We start from the raw sequence: 18,932 nt of genomic DNA, 5'->3' as shown, positions 1-18,932 counted from the left end.
AGGTCCTATCATGAGCGAAACCAATAACTCGAACGAGGTCGTCGTCAGCATCAAGAACCTCCAGAAGGCCTTTGGCGATAACGTGGTCCTGCGCGATATCGATCTGGATGTGCACAAGGGCGAGGTCGTCGTAGTTCTGGGTCCCTCGGGCTCGGGTAAGTCGACGATGCTTCGCTGCATCAACCGTCTTGAGCATCCTACGAGTGGCTCGATTGTCGTTGAGGGTGTGGACGTGTGCGCCAAGGGCGTCGATCTTAACAAGGTGCGCACGCATCTGGGCATGGTGTTCCAGCAGTTCAATTTGTTCCCGCACCTCTCAGTCAAAAAGAACGTCATGCTCGCGCAGCAGAAGGTGCTCAAGCGCAGCAAGGAAGAGGCCGAGAAGATTGCCGTCGAGGAGCTGACCAAGGTCGGTCTTGCCGAGCGTATCGACTTTATGCCGAGCCAGCTCTCGGGCGGTCAGCAGCAGCGCGTTGCCATCGCCCGCGCCCTGTCGATGAACCCGCACGTCATGCTCTTTGACGAGGCCACCTCGGCGCTCGACCCCGAGCTCGTGCGCGACGTCCTGGGTGTCATGCGCGACCTGGCACGCGACGGCATGACCATGATCGTCGTGACGCACGAGATGGGCTTTGCCCGCGATGTCGCCGACCGCGTCGTCTTTATGGACGGCGGCGTCATTGTGGAAGAGGGTACGCCGAGCGAGGTCTTCGACCACCCCAAGAGCGAGCGCACCAAGGCGTTCTTGGGCAATATTTCGTAGCCGGTTGATGTAACTGCCGTTACAAAAGAGCGGGGGCTGGACTTGAATCCAGCCCCCGCTCTTTTGTAGGGATGGGGATGCGCTGTGATACAGGCTCTTTTGGAGGCCTGGTTTCGTTACGCGAGCTCGGCTCCGAGGGCCTTGCAGGCCACCTCGCCCTCATCGTCGGGCGCATCGTAGCAAATGACGGAGTCCACGACGTTGACGCCGGCCTCGTCGGCGTCGGCCTTCCAGTTGTCCATCCACTCGCCCTCGGCCCACGAATAGGAGCCAAAGAGGACGACCTTCTTGTCGCCGAGGGTCTCCTTGACCTCGTCCCACATAGGCTGAAACTCGTCATACTCAAGCTCCTCGGAGCCCATGGCGGGGCAGCCGAAGGCGAAGGCATCATATTCGGCGGCCTTGTCGGCAGAGAAGTCGGCGCAGGGGATGACCTCAGTCTCGGCACCCGCGGACGTGGCGCCTTCGGCGACGAGGTTTGCCATGGCCTCGGTGTTGCCCGTGCCGCTCCAGTAGACGACGGCGATCTTGCTCATGTTGAGTCCTTTCAGTTGTGCGGCAGGTTGCCGCGGCTTCTATGTTCTATCGGGTTGCCTGGGCAAGTTGCGCCAAGCTGCAGCCCTGCTGATAGACAAAGGTGAGGTATTGAGTGCAAGCGCGGTAGGCGTCAAACATCGCAAGCGCTTGCTCGACATTCGTGTAGACCTTCCAAGCTCCAAAGACCTTGTAGTTCTCGCCGCGCTGGACGATAAACTCGTGCACGTCGTCGTAGGGATATCCAAGGAAGTAGCCTATTTCGTGCGGAAACTCGCAGGTGCAGTCGTTGCTGCAGCTAGCTTGCTGGGGTAGTGCGCATCGAGTCTGGCTACAAGCGCATTCCGCGACGTTATTGCTCGCGAGCGTGATGCGTGATGCCAAATGCACAAGGCATGTCGAAAGGTCTCTCGTGTCGTAGCCTTCCGAGGCGAGCGCTGTTTGGGCGCGAGGGTCTGCGAAATAGGTGGCGAGGCTTTTGGCTCGGTACACGTACACGAGTGCTCCGCAGGGCCGCCAGACCAAAACACTCAGGTGGATGCCGAGCGGGTCAAGCTCGCGATTGCACTGGGCGATAACGTTGAGCAGGCGCGCGCGGCGTTCTGCGATGGTTTCGGTTGTGGTCGAGCCGTCCCCGTGGGCGTAGGTGCCTGGATAGGTAAAGAGCGATGCCGGCTTGATGCCCGCGAGCGTGGGAGAGCAGTTGCGCACGACTGCTGCCTGAAACGTTGGGATGTCTATGGTTCGAGTCACGGCGCTCCTTACGAATCTAAACTGTTAGCCTAGGAAAACTTATACACGAAAGTAAGCCATGGTCAACAAAAAAGTTTGAAGAGGGAAACTAATTGACCGAACAGACATGATTTTGGGTTAAGATGGGGACACCCCATGGGGGTATCTAGATAGTGCTACTTGAAAGGGGAGCGCATGAGTGACTTGCTCAACCCTGCGAATCTCATCGTGCTGGCCGTCATTGCCGTCGGCATGTTTTTTGGACTGCGTCGCATTGCCGCTTCGACACACGGGAAGAGTTGTTGCAGCGATGGTGCGAGCGGCAAGAAGGCCAAAAAGGTTGTTGTGGTGGATACCGATGCGTCACACTATCCCTATAGCGATGAGCTGCTCATCGGCGGCATGAGCTGTGAAGGCTGCGCTCAGAACGTAGCCAATGCCCTCAATGCGCTGGATGGTGTGTGGGCTACGGTAACGTACGCGGACCACACAGCGCGTGTGCGCTCCAAGCGCCCGATCAATCGCGGTGTCCTTGAGACTGCCGTGAGAGATGCGGGTTACTACGTCATGACGCTGTAAGCGTCGCTCTGGGTGCGCTTCCTTGGCTAGGCTCGTCCGCGCAGTTCGATGTCTTGGATGTCGTCGAAGTCGATGGCGATGTCTCGGAGCTTGAGGAGCTTGAAGGCGGGGAGCGCCTCGTCGAGGATGCCGGTGCGGCTGCGATAGCCGTATGTATCGTAATAGGTGACACGAACCAAGTCGCCACGTTTGAGACCCTCGAGCTTTTTAGAAAGTACGAGGGCTTTTTCTTCCGTGAGCTCACGTTTTGACTCGACGGTGATTTCCTGCTTGCGCACGAGTTCGTAGTATCCCGTGAGGGCGGCAAAGGGCATAAACTGTGCGGCGCGGTTGGCGCGCACGGCACCGTTGGCAGTGAGGTTGGGGTCGGCGGCGCGGCGTCTGCCCTCGGGGTCCGCCAGGCGCTCGAAGGCGGTCGGCGGGCGCACGGGCTGCTGCTTGGGTTTAGGCACGATGTCCTCCAACTTGGCCGTTGCGTTCGCGCGCGGTGGCGCCGGCGGTAAAGCTTAATCCCTTGACGAGCGCGTTCTTGCCGTACTTGCCTTTCACGGCCAGGACGGCGCGCGCCAGGTCGCGCTCGCGCTCATCGGCCTCGATATCGCTGAACAGATCGATGGTGGCAAATTCCTCGGGCACAAGATTGCCAAATCCCAGGTTGATGCGCTTGACCGGTCGTTTGGGATCGACCGTTTGTGCCCAAAGGTCATCGAAATACCCCATGATTTTCTTAAACGAATTAGTGCGCTCGGGCAGCTTTCGCGAGGCGTTGGAGTGCGCAAAGAGTGCGGCATAGCCACCACGCGGTTTGCCGCCATGCTCTCCCACAAAGATGCCATCGATTGCCTGCGCTTCGCGCACCAGGCGACGCCTTTCGTCATCGCGCTGGACGGGCTTGGGAGCACGGGGCGCGAGCTCGGGGCCGTCGGTCGCTGCGGGCTCGATGCCCGAGGTGCTCGAGCGCAAGTGTCCGCAGCCGTCTATATACTGCGCCGTGCCGCTGGCGTTGAGCCGGCGTATGTCGGCGCGCTCGCTCGCGTAGCCCACAAAGAGCGAGATGCTGTCGCAGACCACGTGCTTATCGACTAGATCCAACACGGCGTTGTCGACCATTTCGCGCAAGACGGTGTAGGCCTGCTCGTAGGCATAGCCCTTCGAGAGCACCTGTCCTGTGGTGGTCGAGGTCGCTTGCGGGCGATAGGCTTGGATATCGGCGATGGTTGTCGGCTCGCGCCCGAAGGCGTGGTCGATGAGATATTCGGCGTTGACGCCGAGTTCGTCGTAGAGCAGGTTCTCGTCGAGTGCGGCGACGCCCATCAGGTCGTAGACGCCGTATTTCTCGAGACGGGCCGCCACGCCGGGGCCGATGCCCCAGATGTCGGTGATGGGGCGATGGGGCCAGATCTCCTTGCGAAAGATCTCGTCGTCGAGTACGCCAATGCGGCTGGCTACGTGCTTGGCGGTGATGTCGAGCGCCACCTTGGCCTGGAATAGGTTGGGGCCGATACCGACCGTCGCCGTGATGCCGGTGCGCCCCAAGACCTCGTCGCGCAACATGCAGGCGAACCCTTCGGCATCGGTGTGATAAAGGTCCAGATAGGGCGTCACGTCGATAAAGCACTCATCGATGGAGTAGACGTGCACGTCCTGGGGGCTGACGTATTCCAGATAGACGCCGTAGATTTGCGCCGACACCTCCATGTAGTGTTGCATGCGCGGCACTGCTTTGATGTAGTCGATGCCGTCGGGAATCTCGAATAGACGGCAGCGGTTGTGTATCCCGAGGTCCTTCATGGTCTGCGTGATAGCGAGACAGATGGTCGTGCGTCCGCGCGATTCGTCGGCAACGACCAGGTTGGTGGTGAGCGGATCGAGCCCACGATCGACGCACTCGACGCTGGCATAAAACGTCTTGAGGTCGATGCAGATGTAGGTGTGCTGCTCGTGCTCCATCCGAGCCTCCCATCAAACACATGTTCTTATCGAATACCTGTTCGATAATACCTGCTCGACCGGACACCGTCAAAACCTGTCCCTATTTGGCAGGTATGGTCGTGCGGTTGCATCGGGTTTTTAACGCAGCCCTAAAGAGCGCGAAACAGCTCGGAAAAGCTCGCTTCGTAGCATGAGGCTAACGATTGATACCACCATAAAGCACGGAAGGGTTGTGGGGATAATGGTCAACTATGGGTTTGGTATGCCGACGCGCTTGGTTGCGGATGGGGATGTGGCTCGCTGGTGCGGGCGATTGGTTGCCCACTATGGCGGCACCAAGGCACTGGTCGTGCTGGGAGGCGACAAGCACACGCGTGATGAGCTCGTTTCGGCGGCGCTGGGCTCGCTCGATCGCGCCCTGCTCGAGCGCGTGCTTTTCCGCTGCGGCTCGGTTGAAGGCGACGGAGGAGACGAGCTGATCGACGAAGCCGTGGCCCTGGCGACCGACGAAGGCGTGGACTTTGTCTTGGCGATTGGCGATGCCGATACTGCCGGCTTTGCGCGCGAGCTCGCCCGTCGCATGGCGGCGCTCGATGTCGGCGAAGACGGTTTTGTCCCTTATGGATGTATCGTCTCGGAGGGCAAGGTGCCTGCCGTCGTGGGGGCCGGCGAGGTTCCCGTTTTTGCCATCATCGCGCCCGAACTGCTGGAGGGCATCGGGTCTCCTCTGCGTGAGTTGCTCGGTAGCGTCTGCGCTGCGGCCTAATATTTGGCATAAAGGGATAGGTTATTTTTGATTGGTAAAGCGTTTGACCTGCCAAATTAAACCTGTCCCTTTTTGGTCGGTTGCCGTTTGGGGGCCGATTGGCAACGCTCGCTGATTATAGTCTTGACCTGCGCTAGAATAGTGGCATCTGAATGTCCGGGCGCATGGAGGCGTGCGCCCGTATGCTGAGGAGGACTCTATGGCAACTGTTGCCGCACCTATCGATGCTACGTCGACTGCCGCTTGGAAGGCGCTCGAGGCCCATCAGGAGAAGCTCGAGGCCGAGGGTATCGACCTCAAGGCCTGGTTCGCCGCCGATGCCGAGCGCGTGAACAAGCTGAGCTTTGACGCCGGTGACCTGCACTTCGACCTGTCCAAGAACCTGGTGACTGATGAGACCGTCAAGCTGCTGTGCGATCTTGCCCGCGAGGTGAAGCTCGAGGAGCGCCGCGACGCCATGTTCTCCGGCGAGCACATCAACACCACCGAGGACCGCGCCGTCCTGCACACCGCGCTGCGCCGCCCGGCAAGCGAGAAGGGCCAGCTCATCGTCGACGGCCAGGACGTCGTCGCCGACGTGCACGAGGTTCTCGACCGCATGTATGCCTTCGCCGAGCGCGTGCGCTCCGGTGAGTGGAAGGGTGTTACCGGCAAAAAGATCGAGCACCTGGTGTCCATCGGCATCGGCGGCTCCGATCTGGGCCCGGTCATGGCCTACGAGGCCCTGCGTCCCTACGCCGACGCCGGTATTGACTGCCGCTACATCTCCAACATCGACCCCAACGATCAGGCAGAGAAGCTCAAGGGCCTCGATCCCGAGACCACGCTCGTGATTATCGTCTCCAAGACTTTCACCACGCTCGAGACCCTCACCAACGCTCGTGAGGTCAAGACCTGGATGCTCGAGCAGCTCAAGGCTCAGGGTGCCATCGACGGCTCCGATGAGCAGAACGCCGAGGCCGTGGCCAAGCACTTTGTCGCCGTTTCCACCGCACTCGAGAAGGTCGAGGCCTTCGGCATCGACCCCGCCAACGCTTTTGGTTTCTGGAACTGGGTCGGCGGCCGCTACTCTGTCGACTCCGCCGTGGGCCTGTCGCTGATCGTCGTGCTCGGCCCCGAGCGCTTCCAGCAGTTCCTTGAGGGCTTCCACGCCATCGACGAGTACTTCTGCAACACCCCGCTCGAGAACAACGCCGTCGCGCTGATGGGCCTGCTCAACGTCTGGTACGTCAACTTCTTCGGTTCCAAGAGCCACGCCGTGCTGCCGTACTGCCAGTATCTGCACCGCTTCCCGGCCTACCTGCAACAGCTCACCATGGAGTCCAACGGCAAGCACGTCCGCTGGGACGGCAGCGCTGTGACCTCCGATACCGGTGAGATCTTCTGGGGCGAGCCCGGTACCAACGGTCAGCACGCCTTCTACCAGCTGCTGCACCAGGGCACCGTGGTGGTCCCGGCCGACTTTATCGCTTTCGCCAACACTGCCAACCCCGCAACCGACAGCGGCCAGGACGTCCACGAGCTGTTCCTGGGCAACTTCCTGGCCCAGACCAAGGCGCTCGCCTTTGGTAAGACGGCCGACGAGGTTCGTGCCGAGGGCACGCCCGAGCAGATCGTCCCGGCCCGCTGCTTTGAGGGCAACCGTCCGACGACCTCGATCTTCGGCGACACGCTGACCCCGTTCGCACTCGGCGAGCTCATCGCCCTGTACGAGCACATCACGTTTGTCGAGGGCACGGTCTGGGGCATCGACTCCTACGACCAGTGGGGCGTCGAGCTGGGCAAGCAGCTTGCCAAGCAGATCACCCCGGCCTTCCACGACGACGCCGCCAAGGCCGAGCAGGACGCTTCGACCCAGGCGCTCATCGAGTTCTATCGCGCTCATCGCAAGTAGTCTTTACGGCTGAGTTGGCTTATGGCTGAAAGGGGCCCGTATCCGTTGGGGTACGGGCCCCTTGCTATTTGGATAGGATGGAATGTATCGGGAGGCGCCTCGACGGGCATCGCAATCGTCGAAGGCGCGCCGTTCATGTTCGGGACAATATGACATTTTTCCCGTTGCAAACAGCGCCGCCGTGGGTGTTCTGTATGATGGCTCAGACAAGGTTGTTCAATGACAGGGAGGCATATATGGCAATCAAAGCCATCGCAATGGATATCGACGGTACGCTCACCAACGACCAAAAGGTCATCAGCCCGCGTACGCGCGAGAAGCTGCTCGCGACGCAGGAGTCGGGCATTAAGCTCATCTTGGCTTCGGGCCGTCCCGCATGGGGGTTGCACGCCTTGGCGCAGGAGCTCGACCTTCAAAACCATGACGGTCTGCTAGTTGCCTTTAATGGCGCGCATGTGGTCGACGCTCAGACCGATGAGGTCCTTTTTGACCAGGCCATGCCGGCTGACGAGCTGCACCGTCTGATTGATCATCTGCGCAATTTCGACGTGATCCCTATGATTTCGCTCGGTCGCGATTTGCACGTCGAGGACTCGTACCATTGCATGATCACGCTGCCTGACGGCTTGCAGAAGAATATCGTCAAGTATGAGCGCGATGCGTGCGATCTTAAGATTCGCGAGGTCGAGAGCTTGCATGAGGTCGTGGACACTTATCCCGTGGACAAGCTGCTGACGGCGGGTGATCCGACCTACCTGCAGGCGCATTACGAGGAGATGTATGCGCCCTTTACCCAGACGCTTTCGGGCATGTTTACGGCCGACTGGTACTTTGAGTACACGGCGCCCGGTATCGACAAAGCCCGTGCGCTCGAGGGTGCCCTGCCCAAGCTCGGTATCGATGCCAGCGAGGTCGTCTCGTTTGGCGACGGCCAGAACGACAAGTCCATGATTGAGTGGGCCGGCACCGGTGTTGCCATGGGCAACGCCGTCGATGAGGTTAAGGCAGTTGCCCAGATGGTAACCGCCAATAACAACGAAGACGGTATTGCAGTGGCGCTGGATAAGCTGCTGGGTTAGAATCGCCGATTAATGCATGGTTTGGGCGCCTGCTTGCGGGCGCCCTTTTGTTAGGGAGGGTGCCGTGTCCGCATTTCCGTTCGACGCCGTTATCTTTGACATGGACGGTGTCATTGTCGATACCGAGTATTACTACCTGGGCGAGACTGCCGCGTTTGCCAAGGAGCTTGGGCTTAACCTGACTCAAGAGGAGTTGAATGGGCAAGTCGGTACCTCGCATCAGTTCTTCCTGCATATGCTGGTCGATTGGTTTGAGCGCGCCGGTAAGGGGCATTTCACTGGCGAGGAAGCGTTGGCCCGTTGGGACGAGTGGGCGCATAAGCGTCCGCGCGACTATCAGGCTTTGATTAACCCAGGCGCCGTGGATACGATTCGAGAGCTGCCGCGCCGTGGCGTTCGCGTGGCGCTTGCCAGCTCGTCTCCCATGGATAGCATCGAGGAAGTGCTCAACGCGTGCGGGCTGTCGGATGCCTTTGAGTATGTGGTGAGCGGCGAGCAGTTTAAGGAGAGTAAGCCCGAGCCCGACATCTACCTGCATGCGCTGGACCTGCTGGGGCTGCCCGCGAATCGCTGCTGCTGCGTTGAGGATTCGGTGCCTGGCATCACTGCCGGCAAGCGAGCCGGCCTGACGGTCGTTGCCAAGCGCGAGGAACGCTTTGGCTTTAGCCAGGATGCCGCGGACAAGATTATCGACCAGCTGCCCGAGCTGCTTGAGCTTTCTTAGGGGGTCTGTTGGAGGCTCTTTAGGGGTTCGTGGACAAAAAATGCCAAATATGAGTACTGTCACTAATTTAGTAACAGGGAAATTATGCTTTTAAGGCCCTGGTTGAGCGCCTGGGGGCGATTATAACCTGTTAAATATGGCTTTAGCCATGCTAAAACGCCTTGATAATGAACAGCTGTACATTATCAAGGCGTTCTTTTGTCACAATATAATGCTACTAGCTTTGCAGCAGTACTCATATTTGGCGTTTTTTGCCCACCGGGGTCAGTTGAAGTCAAATATGGAGTGCGAATTTCCTAAAACGGTTGATTCGACGCTCTCCTCGGCGCAGTTTTTAAGTTCGGCGATGTGCAGGGAGGCGCTTTTTAGCGATGTGATGAGCTGTCGCGCGCTTGCATCTGCTTGCGGTTCGGCTGGAGCGTCGGTTTCGAGCAGCAGACGGTCGAGTGGGATCTGTCGGGCGTATTCACGACCGCGCTTGGTAGCGAGCATCCGCTCGTTCACGGAAAAATAGCAGCCTGCGTTTCGCGCACGGTCGAACTCGTTCGAGGTGCCGCTAAACCAGTGGAAGATGATGGCGGGGGAGTTGGGGCTTGGGGTGAGTAATCCATATGACTCAAGGGCGTCCAGTACGGTTCCTGCCGAACGAACAGCGTGAATTGATATCACGCGCCCGGCAAGAGGATAGTGCACGAGTGCATTACAGAGCTGGTCGAGCGCCTGTGTTTGTAGCGGCTCGCTTCCGGCACAGCGCGCGGAAAAGTCGAGTCCGACCTCGCCGATAAAGCGCTCTTGTGCGGCGACCTTGCAAAGCAGATTGATTTCGGCGGCACCGCATCGTCCGTCGGCGAGCCACCAGGGATGGAGGCCGATGCCGGCAAAGATGTTTGAACGGCTACGGGCGCGCTTGTTGGCGCTTGCGAAGTCGCGCGGATCGACGCCGCAGTCAAAGAGACCCATGCCCAGCGCCGTCGCCTCGTCGGCAACGGCGTCCGGGCGAGCCATTAAATCGAGATGGCAGTGCGCGTCAAATAACTGCGGTGTCATTGCGGCACATCTCGTTAATCTAGGCGCTGGCCGTCGGCGCGCACGCGCTCGCACCCGCGCCCACTGATCTGGCGTATAACCTCGCCGGCGATCATCTGGCCCATGATGGGCGGCATAAAGCTCGCGGTTCCCAGCTCGGTGCGCTCGTGGATGTTGGAAGGGTCGCGGGGCTGGGTTTTAACCGATTCCTCGCAGCTAAACAGCACGTGCAGGCTCTTGATGCCGCGCTTTTTGCACTCTTTGCGCATGATGCGGCTCATGGGGTCGCGCACGGTGTCAAAGATATCGGCAAAACGCAAGCATTCGGGATGCAGCTTGTTGGCCCCGCCCATAGAGCTAACCAAACGAATGTCGTGATCTTGAGCATATTTGGCAATGGTGAGCTTGGCCGAGATGGTGTCGATGGCGTCGACGACGTAGTCGAGCTTGCCGCCCGTCTGCTCCAAAACGCTCGCGAAGAAATCATCGATGTTGTCGCTCAGCAGGTATTCGGTACGTTTGATAACGGTGGCGGCAGGATTGATATCGTGGATCATGGCTTCCATAACATCGACCTTGCGCTTGCCGATGGTGCTGTGAAAGGCGATGGCCTGGCGATTGATATTGCTGGGCGCGATGATGTCCTTGTCCAGAATTACAAAATGACCAATGCCGCCGCGGGCGAGTGCCTCGCAGCAGTTGGAGCCCACACCTCCGCAGCCGAGTACCAGCACCGTGGCATCGGCGAGCTTGTCGAGTGCCTCGCGGCCCATGATGATCTCGAGCTTGGCATCGCGCGTCTCGTTGGGAGTTGCGGCTGTGGTTTCGGTCATAGACATCCTCCGATGGGGAAGCGAATCGTGTTTTAGCTATCGCCATTATAGGTATTATCGCGATTCCATTTGAGCCCTAGGGGCTTGTTGAAATGAGGCAGTGATTCGCATAAGATGAAGCAGATGGCACCCGTTGCAGCGGGTTGGCCAACTCCCAAACACGTTTGTAGCGTGAGAAGTGGCCGTCTTCGCATTACGCGGGGGCGGCTATTTCATTCGACCTCCAATGTGGATGCCGAGCTCCACAGCCGCGATTACAAGCAACAACAACGTCAGGACATCGTTAATACTCATAGTCCATCTCCTTCTTGGGAAGAGGGAGCTGGCCCATCTGCTTCTGGACCCATTGTATCTAAAAACGAACGAATGTTCTATACATAACATTGCTATTAGATAATTAGACAAACATCTAAATATCGAGTATAGTGTGCACGTCGCGAGAGATAGCGAGAGGAGGTTCTATGCCGGGAGAAGGTTTTAAGGCGCTGGCGGATCCAACGCGGCGGCGCATTTTAGAACTGCTGCGCGAGGGCAATTGCACGGCGGGGGAGCTCGCCGAGCATTTCGACATAAGCAAACCGTCGCTCAGCCATCATCTGGCAACGCTTAAAAACGCCGGGCTGGTGACCGATGAGCGCCATGGCCAAAACATCGTTTACAGCTTAAATACCACCGTCATGCAGGACTTGATTGGCTGGTTTATGGGCTTTACAAACACTGAAGGTGATAAGGATGAATAACGAAAACAAGGGCATTCACGCCACGGGGGTATCGTCGCGCGTGTGGATTGCACTGGTCGCTCTGTGCGTTGCCAATGTCGCAGCGCATCTGATAGTGATGCCGAGCCTGCCGGCGCAGATTCCCACGCACTGGGGCGCGAATGGCGCCGTCGACGGTTGGGGCCCTAGCTGGATGGCCTCCGCGCTCGGCGTGTTGCCTCTGGCACTTCTCGCGATGTTCTACGTCGTGCCACGCATTGACCCCAAGGGCGAGGCGTATCGGACCTCGGGTAAGTTCTATCAGGGCTTCGTAATCGCCTTCACGCTGCTCATGTGTGCCATAAGCTGGCTGGGGGAGCTAACGGTGTGGGGCATCGTGCCGGTGGTAGGAACGGTCAATTTGCTGGTATCAGGCGCTATCGGCTTGCTCTTTATTGGTATGGGCAACTACTTACCGCGCGTAAAGCAGAACTACACGCTCGGTATCAAGACGCCCTGGGCGCTTGCCGATCCCGAGAACTGGCGCCGTACGCAGCGTTTTGGCGGTGCCTGCTTTATGGTGCTGGGCGTTGGCCTGATTGTGATGGGCGTGGCGGGTAGCGTGCTTTCGAGTGAAGTCGTCGCCGCGGTGATTGCGGTTCTGGCGTTTGGTTCAGCTGGAGCTGCCTACGTCTATTCGTATCTGCTGTGGCGCAAATCGCAGCGAGCCGCTCGTTAAGGTTGCGGAAAACTAGCGTACGCAGTTCATAGTATGTTCCGGGGGATTTTTCCCAGGTAGTATTAGGGGGTGTGGGCAACCATGCCCCTTTTTCGTTTAGTTTCAGAGCTGGTTTCCTCATTTCGTTTCCACTAAAGCGAATCAAGAATAGGGAAACAGAAGGTAGAAAGGATAAAACAGGCAAATGGCGGAGTTTATCTACCAGATGTATCAGGCTCGTAAGGCCCATGGCGACAAGGTAATCCTTGACGACGTGACCTTGAGCTTCTACCCCGGTGCCAAGATCGGCGTCGTGGGCCCCAACGGCATGGGTAAGTCGACCCTGCTCAAGATCATGGCCGGTATCGAGGAAGTCTCCAACGGCGATGCCAGGCTTACCCCCGGCTACACCGTGGGCATCCTGCAGCAGGAGCCGCCGCTCGATGACGACAAGACCGTCATCGAGAACGTGCGCATGGCGTTTGGCGATATGATTGCCAAGGTCGATCGCTTCAACAAGATCGGCGAGGAGATGTGCGACCCGGATTGCGATATGGACGCCCTCATGGCCGAGATGGGCAAGCTCCAGGACGAGATCGACGCCGCCGACGGCTGGGATATCGATTCCAAGCTCGGTCAGGCCATGGACGCCCTGCAGCTGCCCGATTCCGACATGCCGGTCAACGTGCTTTCCGGCGGCGAGCGCCGTCGCGTGGCCCTGTGCAAGCTGCTGCTCGAGGCTCCCGACCTGCTGCTGCTCGACGAGCCCACGAACCACCTGGACGCCGAATCGATCCTGTGGCTCGAGCACTTCCTGCACAACTATCAGGGCGCGGTGCTTGCCGTCACGCATGATCGCTACTTCCTGGATAACGTTGCCGAGTGGATCTGCGAGGTCGACCGCGGCCACCTTTATCCCTACAAGGGCAACTACTCCACGTATCTGGAGACCAAGGCCGCCCGTATCGAGGCTCAGGGCAACCGCGACGCCAAGCTCGCCAAGCGCATGGAGGCCGAGCTCGAGTGGGTACGCAGCTCGCCCAAGGCTCGCCAGGCCAAGAACAAGGCCCGTCTGGCTCGCTACGAGGAGATGGAGGCCGAGGCCCGCGCCAGCCAGAAACTCGACTGGACCGACATCCGCATCCCTGTGGGCCCGCGTCTGGGCAACAAGGTGCTCGAGGCCCATCATCTGCACAAGGAGTTCGATGGCCGCGTGCTCATCGATGACCTTTCGTTCACCCTGCCGCGCAACGGCATCGTGGGCGTTATCGGCCCCAACGGTGTCGGTAAGACCACGCTGTTCAAGACGATTGTGGGCCTGGAGCCGCTGACTTCGGGCGAGCTCGAGGTGGGCGAGACCGTCAAGATTTCTTACGTCGACCAGAACCGTTCCGGCATCGACCCCGATAAGAACCTGTGGGAGGTCGTCTCGGACGGCCTGGACCACATGATGGTCGGCGAGACCGAGGTTCCGAGCCGCGCGTACGTGGCGAGCTTTGGCTTTAAGGGCCAGGACCAGCAGAAGCGCGCTGGCGTGCTCTCCGGTGGCGAGCGCAACCGTCTGAACTTGGCGCTTACGCTCAAGCAGGGCGGCAACCTGCTGCTCCTCGACGAGCCCACGAACGACCTCGACGTCGAGACGCTGTCCTCGCTCGAGGCGGCGCTGCTCGAGTTCCCGGGCTGCTCGGTGGTCATTAGCCACGACCGTATGTTCTTGGACCGCGTCGCCACGCACATCCTGGCGTGGGAAGGCACCGACGAGAACCCGGGCAACTGGTATTGGTTTGAGGGCAACTTTGAGGCCTATCAGGCCAACCGTATCGAGCGCCTGGGCGAGGACGCAGCCCAGCCGCATCGTATCCACAGGAAACTTACCAGGGACTAGTTTGATGTGGCAAAGGGACAGCCCCTTTGTCACACGAACTTATGCTCAACCTGGGAAAATAAAAAAATGCGGCGAACGTTTTTGTGACGTTCGCCGCATTTTGCTATTCGTTGGATTCTTCAACCTTGTCGACGGTCCAGGTGGCTCCGAGGCCTCCGGTGGTGTTGCGGCGGATGCGCACGGTGACTTCGTGGCGCTCGCCGGCCTGCGTGTAGCGCAGGGGGAAGATTGCGCGGTTTCGCGCGGCCTCGATGGTGCCGCGTTCGCGGGCGATCCAGTAGTACTCGCCGACGATGCCGAGCGTGTCGGCGCCGTAGGGGAGATAGGTCGACAGCTGGTGTAGCAACGGGCCGGGGCAGAAGACCTCGGTTGCGAAATCGACGGGGAAGTCCTCGGGGATGGTCGGTGCTGTGGGTGCGGGGGCCGGTGCTGCTGCGGGTACCGAAGCCGGTACCGGTGCGGGAATTTGGTCATTGACAGGTGCGGATGCGGACTCGATGACGGGTGCAGACTCGGGCGCCGGTTCTGGCTTAACTGCGGAATCTGTCGGTTCCACGGAGACGGATGTGTCTTCAGTCTCGGTTTTGGCGTCGGCTTGCGGGGCGTCCTCTGCCTCGACAGACGGCTTTGTCTCGACCGGCGTGGATGCCATGGTGGTGATGCCGGCGTTGGCGTTCTCGGGGTCATAGACGACCGTGAGCGAGATGGCGGGCTGCGGTGCCTCGGGCTCCGATGCCGCCTCGGTAGCGTCCTGTTCTGCGAGTTCTTCGGGCTGATCGTCCTCGGCCTCGTTGCCAAAGACATCGCTGTTTTGGAGCGCAGGCGTCTCGGGTTGGTCAGCGGCTTCTTCGGTTGTCGACTTGGGCGCTTCGTTGAGCTCCACAGTTGCTTTCTGCTCGGATATGACTTCGGGATCGGTCGTGGCGGCGATTTCGGGTTCGGCTTCTGCTGCTGCCTCAATAGCGACTTCGATCTCTGCCTCGGGCTCGGGCTTCGGCACAGCTTCAACCACGGGCTCGGGCTCAGGACGCTTAACGTGCTTGGGGCGCACGGCCTTCAGGTCCTTCTCGCCGCGCTTTTTCTTTTGTAGGACTGCTTGGCGCCCTTGGCTGCCTTGGGCTTGTCCTCGCCCTTGGCAAGGGCGGCATCCCAGGCCTCGTTGGCGATGACGGTGGCATACAGGCGACCGCCCTTAAAGACGGTCAGCTTAATGCAGTCGTCGAGCTCCTCGAGCAGCTCGCGCGTGGACTCGAAGCCCAGGTCATAAGCGGCCATGTCGCCAGCGGCGAGTGCCTCTTCGACCTGCGTCATAAACGTTTGCTTGCCGCATCCAATCGCATCGCGCAGCAGGCGATACAGATAGATGTGGTTGCCCAGCGAAAGCGTGGGCGTAACCATTGTCTTGCTCATGGCAAATCTCCTCTTTACACATGTAAAGCATCTTACCATCGCATGGCGCTCGCCATGACGGCGCCCAAGGCAAACGGGCGCGACCGTTGCCGGTTCGCGCCCGTTGTACAGGTCGGTTATCTGTGAGAGGCAAATGTGCTTAGTTGCCCGATGCCGTGCCTTGGCTCGAGTTGCCAGATGCCGTGCCGGACGCGGTTCCGCTCGAGCTGTTCGAGCTGTTGGTGTTACTGCTGTCTGCTGTGCCCGTTCCCGAAGTGGTGTCGCTCGTCTGGTCGCCCGTGCTCGACTGCGAACCGTCAGCCGTTTGGCTTGAGTTGGTCGTGCCGGACGGCGAGCTACTGTTGGCCGTAGAGGAATCGGTGCCCTGCGATTGGTTTTGGGTGTTCGAGGACGAATTGGCAGAGGCAGAGCTGTCTTGCGTGTCGTCCGTCTGTGCCTGCTGATCCTGCGACTGGGTGTTGCCATTTGCATCGCTCTCGGTCGTGCGCGACGACAGGATTGGCTCGGGACGCTCGCCCAGACCCTCACCGGCAGTGGTGATAAGGATGGCACCGGCGCAGGCGATGACCGCGACGATGGCGATGGCGATCGAGAAGATGATGACCTTCTTTTGCGTCTGGCTGCGCTCTGCCGCCGCCTTGGCGCGCAGGCTGTTGGGGGCGACGCGCGCCGTGGTCGCGCGCCCCGCAATCTGGCGCATCTCCTGTGTAGTCGCGGCGCCCAGGTGCTCCTCGGCATCAAACTCAACGGGCTCATAGGCGCCGGCGGGGTAGTCGACGGCGGTGTGCGTGCCTTTGAGGGCTTCGGCGCTGGCAGAGATAAAGTGGCGGTAGACCTGCGAGGACACAACGGTGATGACCGAGCTCACGGCGGCGCCGATCACCGATCCGGCGATACCGATCTTGGAGGCAAGCGCGACGCTCGTGGCAGCAGCTGCGGCGCCGGCGATGATTTGGGGAATGGAAATGTCGTCGAACAGGCCCTTTTTGGGCGCGATGGCCATGGTCTGTCCGATGGAATGGTTCTCGTGCACGCCGTTGTTGAGCGCGGCCGGTGTCATGACGCGCGTGCGCGGCGCGTCGGTGTACTTGGTTGTCATACGGGGTCCTCCCGGTGTAAATCTGCTTCGTTTCGTTTAGCCATCAGGGTACCCACCAGATGTGAATCGTACATGACATTTAACAGATACCATCAACTCATCAATAGCTCACCAAGTTGGTGGGATGCGGTTACACCTGGCGGTTGAACTACAATAGGGCTTGCTAATTGTTGTGAATGACGTCTACGCACGGGAGCATTCTTATGAATCTTCACCTTTCTCAGTCTGATGGCTTTTTGCGTGTGGCGGCGGCGTCGCCGCGGATTCGCGTGGCCGATGTCGAGGGCAATGCCGAGGTTGCGCTGGCGGCTGTTCGCGAGGCTACCGAGCGCGGCGTTCGCGCGCTGGCGCTGCCCGAGCTTAACCTGACCGGCTATACCGCGGCCGATCTGTTCCATAACCGCACATTGCTGCATGCCTGCGAGGCTGCTCTGGTGCATATCCTCGATGAAACCCGCGAGCTGCCGATTGTCTTTACCGTCGGCCTTCCCGTTGCGGTGGCCGAAAACATCTACAACTGCGCGGCCGTGTGCTGTGCGGGCGAGCTTTTGGGCCTTACGGCTAAGAAGTATCTGCCCAACTATGGCGAGTTCTACGAGCGCCGCTGGTTTGCCCCGGCGCCTGCCGATCCCGTGTGGGTTGAATTTGCCGGTCAGGGTCCGGTGCCGCTTGGCTCGGGGCTTGTCTACCGCTGCTGTGATGAGGGCGCCGAGGACCTGGTGCTGGGCGTTGAGGTCTGTGAGGACCTGTGGGTGCCGGCGCCCCCTTCGACCGAGATGGCGCTTGCCGGTGCGACGGTGATTCTCAACCCGTCGGCTTCTGACGAAATCATCGGTAAGGCAGATTACCGCCGCAGCCTTATCTCTAACCAAAGCGCGCGCCTGTACTGTGCCTATGCCTACGCGGATGCGAGTGAGGGCGAGTCCACGACCGACATGGTCTTTGCGGGCGAGAACCTCGTCTACGAAAACGGCTCGAAGCTCGCCGCGACCAAACTGCTTACCTGCGATATGGCCATCGTCGACGTTGACCTTGACCGTCTGGTTGCCGAGCGCCGTCGCTCGACGACGTGGACGCGCGCGGACGATGCGCCGGAGGCCACGACCGTTGAGTTTTCGTTTGAGGGCGTGTTGGCCGAAGAGCCTGTCCTGCGCGATGCACTCGGCATCGACCGTGTCTTCCCCCGCGCACCCTTTGTTCCGGCCGACCATGGTGACCTGGCCGAGCGTTGCGAGACCATCCTCGACCTGCAGACCGCGGGCCTCAAGACCCGTCTTGCCCATACGGGTACCAAGGCGGCTGTCATCGGTCTTTCAGGCGGTCTGGACTCCACGCTGGCGCTGCTTGTGACCGTGCGTGCCTTCGATGCGCTGGGGCTGCCGCGCACGGGTATCACGGCGGTTTCCATGCCTGGCTTTGGCACGACGCATCGCACTAAGTCGAATGCCGAGTCGCTCGCTCGCGACCTGGGCGTGAGCTTCCGCGAGGTTTCGATCCACGCGGCTGTGGAGCAGCACTTCAAGGACATTGAGCACGATCCGACCGTGCAGGACGTGACCTACGAGAACAGCCAGGCCCGCGAGCGTACGCAGATTCTGATGGATCTGGCCAACCAGGCTGGCGGTTTTGTCATCGGCACGGGCGACCTGTCGGAGCTGGCGCTCGGCTGGGCTACCTATAACGGCGACCACATGAGCATGTACGCCGTCAACGCGAGCGTGCCCAAGACGCTTGTGCGCCATCTGGTGCGCTATGCGGCCGATGTCTTTGGCGGGCGTATTGCCGAGGTTTTGCTCGATATCCTCGATACGCCGGTGTCCCCCGAGCTCCTGCCGCCTACGGGCGACGGCGAGATTGCGCAGAAGACTGAGGACCTGGTGGGCCCGTACGAGCTGCACGACTACTTCCTCTACTACCTGCTGCGTTTTGGCTTTGAGCCGGGCAAGATCTACCGCATGGCGCTCAAGAGCTTCGAGGGCGTCTACGACGTCAAGACCATTCACACGTGGCTACGCACGTTCTACCGTCGCTTCTTTGCCCAGCAGTTTAAGCGCAGCTGCCTGCCCGATGGCCCCAAGGTGGGCTCGGTCACGCTCAGCCCGCGCGGCGATTGGCGCATGCCGAGTGACGCCAGCTCGCGCCTGTGGCTCGCCCAGATTGACGCGCTCAATCCGATGGACTAAGGTTGCCAAATTGAACCAAAACAGCGGGTGCAAGCGTTACACTTTTGCAATCTGATGGCCCGTATCGCGCGGCGCTC

Annotated in this window: 19 protein-coding genes; 10 read left to right on the top strand and 9 right to left on the bottom strand. The window is 60.0% G+C overall.

Annotated elements, in window-relative coordinates; genetic code table 11:
* The first annotated feature begins 10 nt into the window (after nt 1-10).
* The gene (locus tag DW003_RS06585) at nt 11-763 is read left to right on the top strand and encodes an amino acid ABC transporter ATP-binding protein (RefSeq protein ID WP_055251428.1); all 753 of its coding nucleotides are present in this window, start codon (nt 11-13) and stop codon (nt 761-763) included.
* Nucleotides 764-879: 116 nt separating this feature from the next.
* On the opposite strand, the gene DW003_RS06580 is transcribed toward DW003_RS06585, so the two are convergent.
* Both DW003_RS06580 and DW003_RS06575 read right to left on the bottom strand, forming a co-directional pair.
* Nucleotides 880-1,299, bottom strand: a complete 420-nt coding sequence (locus DW003_RS06580; RefSeq protein WP_089573004.1) for a flavodoxin — start codon at nt 1,297-1,299, stop codon at nt 880-882.
* 46 nt (nt 1,300-1,345) lie between these two features.
* A complete protein-coding gene (locus DW003_RS06575; protein ID WP_118388182.1) occupies nt 1,346-2,050 on the bottom strand; it encodes a DUF3793 family protein in 705 nt (234 codons plus the stop codon).
* A gap of 174 nt (nt 2,051-2,224) precedes the next feature.
* On the opposite strand from DW003_RS06575, the gene DW003_RS06570 reads away from it, so the two are divergent.
* On the top strand, nt 2,225-2,608 hold the full coding sequence (locus DW003_RS06570; RefSeq protein ID WP_089573009.1) for a heavy-metal-associated domain-containing protein: 384 nt from the start codon (nt 2,225-2,227) through the stop codon (nt 2,606-2,608).
* A gap of 26 nt (nt 2,609-2,634) precedes the next feature.
* Here DW003_RS06570 and DW003_RS06565 read toward each other — a convergent pair whose 3' ends face one another.
* Nucleotides 2,635-3,060, bottom strand: a complete 426-nt coding sequence (locus tag DW003_RS06565) for a hypothetical protein (RefSeq protein WP_233503836.1) — start codon at nt 3,058-3,060, stop codon at nt 2,635-2,637.
* Nucleotides 3,053-4,558, bottom strand: a complete 1,506-nt coding sequence (locus DW003_RS06560) for a DNA repair protein (RefSeq protein WP_117640803.1) — start codon at nt 4,556-4,558, stop codon at nt 3,053-3,055. Before DW003_RS06560 ends, DW003_RS06565 begins: the two co-directional genes overlap by 8 nt.
* Before the next feature lie 223 nt (nt 4,559-4,781).
* Here DW003_RS06560 and DW003_RS06555 point away from each other — a divergent pair, with 223 nt between their 5' ends.
* The 4 genes from DW003_RS06555 to DW003_RS06540 all read left to right on the top strand — a co-directional run bounded on the left by DW003_RS06555 (nt 4,782) and on the right by DW003_RS06540 (nt 9,003).
* On the top strand, nt 4,782-5,306 hold the full coding sequence (locus DW003_RS06555; RefSeq protein ID WP_099431475.1) for an iron-containing alcohol dehydrogenase: 525 nt from the start codon (nt 4,782-4,784) through the stop codon (nt 5,304-5,306).
* A 199-nt stretch (nt 5,307-5,505) separates the two neighbouring features.
* The gene (pgi, locus tag DW003_RS06550; RefSeq protein ID WP_117564424.1) at nt 5,506-7,200 is read left to right on the top strand and encodes a glucose-6-phosphate isomerase; all 1,695 of its coding nucleotides are present in this window, start codon (nt 5,506-5,508) and stop codon (nt 7,198-7,200) included.
* Between the two features lie 236 nt (nt 7,201-7,436).
* Nucleotides 7,437-8,279 carry a Cof-type HAD-IIB family hydrolase gene (locus tag DW003_RS06545; RefSeq protein WP_117803851.1) on the top strand — a complete coding sequence of 281 codons (843 nt, stop codon included), beginning with the start codon at nt 7,437-7,439 and terminating at the stop codon, nt 8,277-8,279.
* Between the two features lie 64 nt (nt 8,280-8,343).
* A complete protein-coding gene (locus DW003_RS06540; RefSeq protein ID WP_316242816.1) occupies nt 8,344-9,003 on the top strand; it encodes an HAD family phosphatase in 660 nt (219 codons plus the stop codon).
* A 264-nt stretch (nt 9,004-9,267) separates the two neighbouring features.
* On the opposite strand, the gene DW003_RS06535 is transcribed toward DW003_RS06540, so the two are convergent.
* The gene (locus tag DW003_RS06535) at nt 9,268-10,050 is read right to left on the bottom strand and encodes a TatD family hydrolase (protein WP_117583903.1); all 783 of its coding nucleotides are present in this window, start codon (nt 10,048-10,050) and stop codon (nt 9,268-9,270) included.
* Nucleotides 10,051-10,064: 14 nt separating this feature from the next.
* Nucleotides 10,065-10,862: a ThiF family adenylyltransferase gene (locus DW003_RS06530; RefSeq protein WP_117583904.1), complete on the bottom strand. Its 798-nt coding sequence runs from the start codon at nt 10,860-10,862 to the stop codon at nt 10,065-10,067.
* 461 nt (nt 10,863-11,323) lie between these two features.
* On the opposite strand from DW003_RS06530, the gene DW003_RS06525 reads away from it, so the two are divergent.
* The 3 genes from DW003_RS06525 (at nt 11,324) to ettA (ending at nt 14,163) form a co-directional block, all read left to right on the top strand.
* Nucleotides 11,324-11,602 (top strand): autorepressor SdpR family transcription factor, encoded by a 279-nt coding sequence (locus DW003_RS06525; protein WP_022094448.1) that lies wholly within the window; start codon nt 11,324-11,326, stop codon nt 11,600-11,602.
* Complete coding sequence (locus DW003_RS06520) at nt 11,595-12,299, top strand: SdpI family protein (protein WP_117655297.1); 705 nt, start codon at nt 11,595-11,597, stop codon at nt 12,297-12,299. The genes DW003_RS06525 and DW003_RS06520 overlap by 8 nt, the downstream gene beginning before the upstream one ends.
* A 184-nt stretch (nt 12,300-12,483) precedes the next feature.
* Nucleotides 12,484-14,163: an energy-dependent translational throttle protein EttA gene (gene ettA, locus DW003_RS06515; RefSeq protein WP_055251458.1), complete on the top strand. Its 1,680-nt coding sequence runs from the start codon at nt 12,484-12,486 to the stop codon at nt 14,161-14,163.
* Nucleotides 14,164-14,266: 103 nt separating this feature from the next.
* On the opposite strand, the gene DW003_RS06510 is transcribed toward ettA, so the two are convergent.
* The 3 genes from DW003_RS06510 to DW003_RS06500 all read right to left on the bottom strand — a co-directional run bounded on the left by DW003_RS06510 (nt 14,267) and on the right by DW003_RS06500 (nt 16,672).
* A complete protein-coding gene (locus DW003_RS06510; RefSeq protein WP_118388180.1) occupies nt 14,267-15,214 on the bottom strand; it encodes a hypothetical protein in 948 nt (315 codons plus the stop codon).
* A 5-nt stretch (nt 15,215-15,219) separates the two neighbouring features.
* The gene (locus DW003_RS06505) at nt 15,220-15,573 is read right to left on the bottom strand and encodes a hypothetical protein (protein ID WP_118388178.1); all 354 of its coding nucleotides are present in this window, start codon (nt 15,571-15,573) and stop codon (nt 15,220-15,222) included.
* Nucleotides 15,574-15,712: 139 nt separating this feature from the next.
* Nucleotides 15,713-16,672 (bottom strand): hypothetical protein, encoded by a 960-nt coding sequence (locus DW003_RS06500; protein WP_118388176.1) that lies wholly within the window; start codon nt 16,670-16,672, stop codon nt 15,713-15,715.
* A gap of 203 nt (nt 16,673-16,875) precedes the next feature.
* Between DW003_RS06500 and DW003_RS06495 the strand changes: the two genes are divergently transcribed.
* On the top strand, nt 16,876-18,855 hold the full coding sequence (locus DW003_RS06495; RefSeq protein ID WP_233545536.1) for an NAD(+) synthase: 1,980 nt from the start codon (nt 16,876-16,878) through the stop codon (nt 18,853-18,855).
* Nucleotides 18,856-18,932: the final 77 nt, after the last annotated feature.

It is taken from the genome of Collinsella sp. AF36-3AT (assembly GCF_003475205.1).
In the GTDB taxonomy this organism is placed as follows: Bacteria; Actinomycetota; Coriobacteriia; order Coriobacteriales; family Coriobacteriaceae; genus Collinsella; species Collinsella aerofaciens_AF.
The sequence above is the reverse complement of the archived record's forward strand: the minus strand, read 5'-3'. Positions and strand labels throughout refer to the sequence as shown.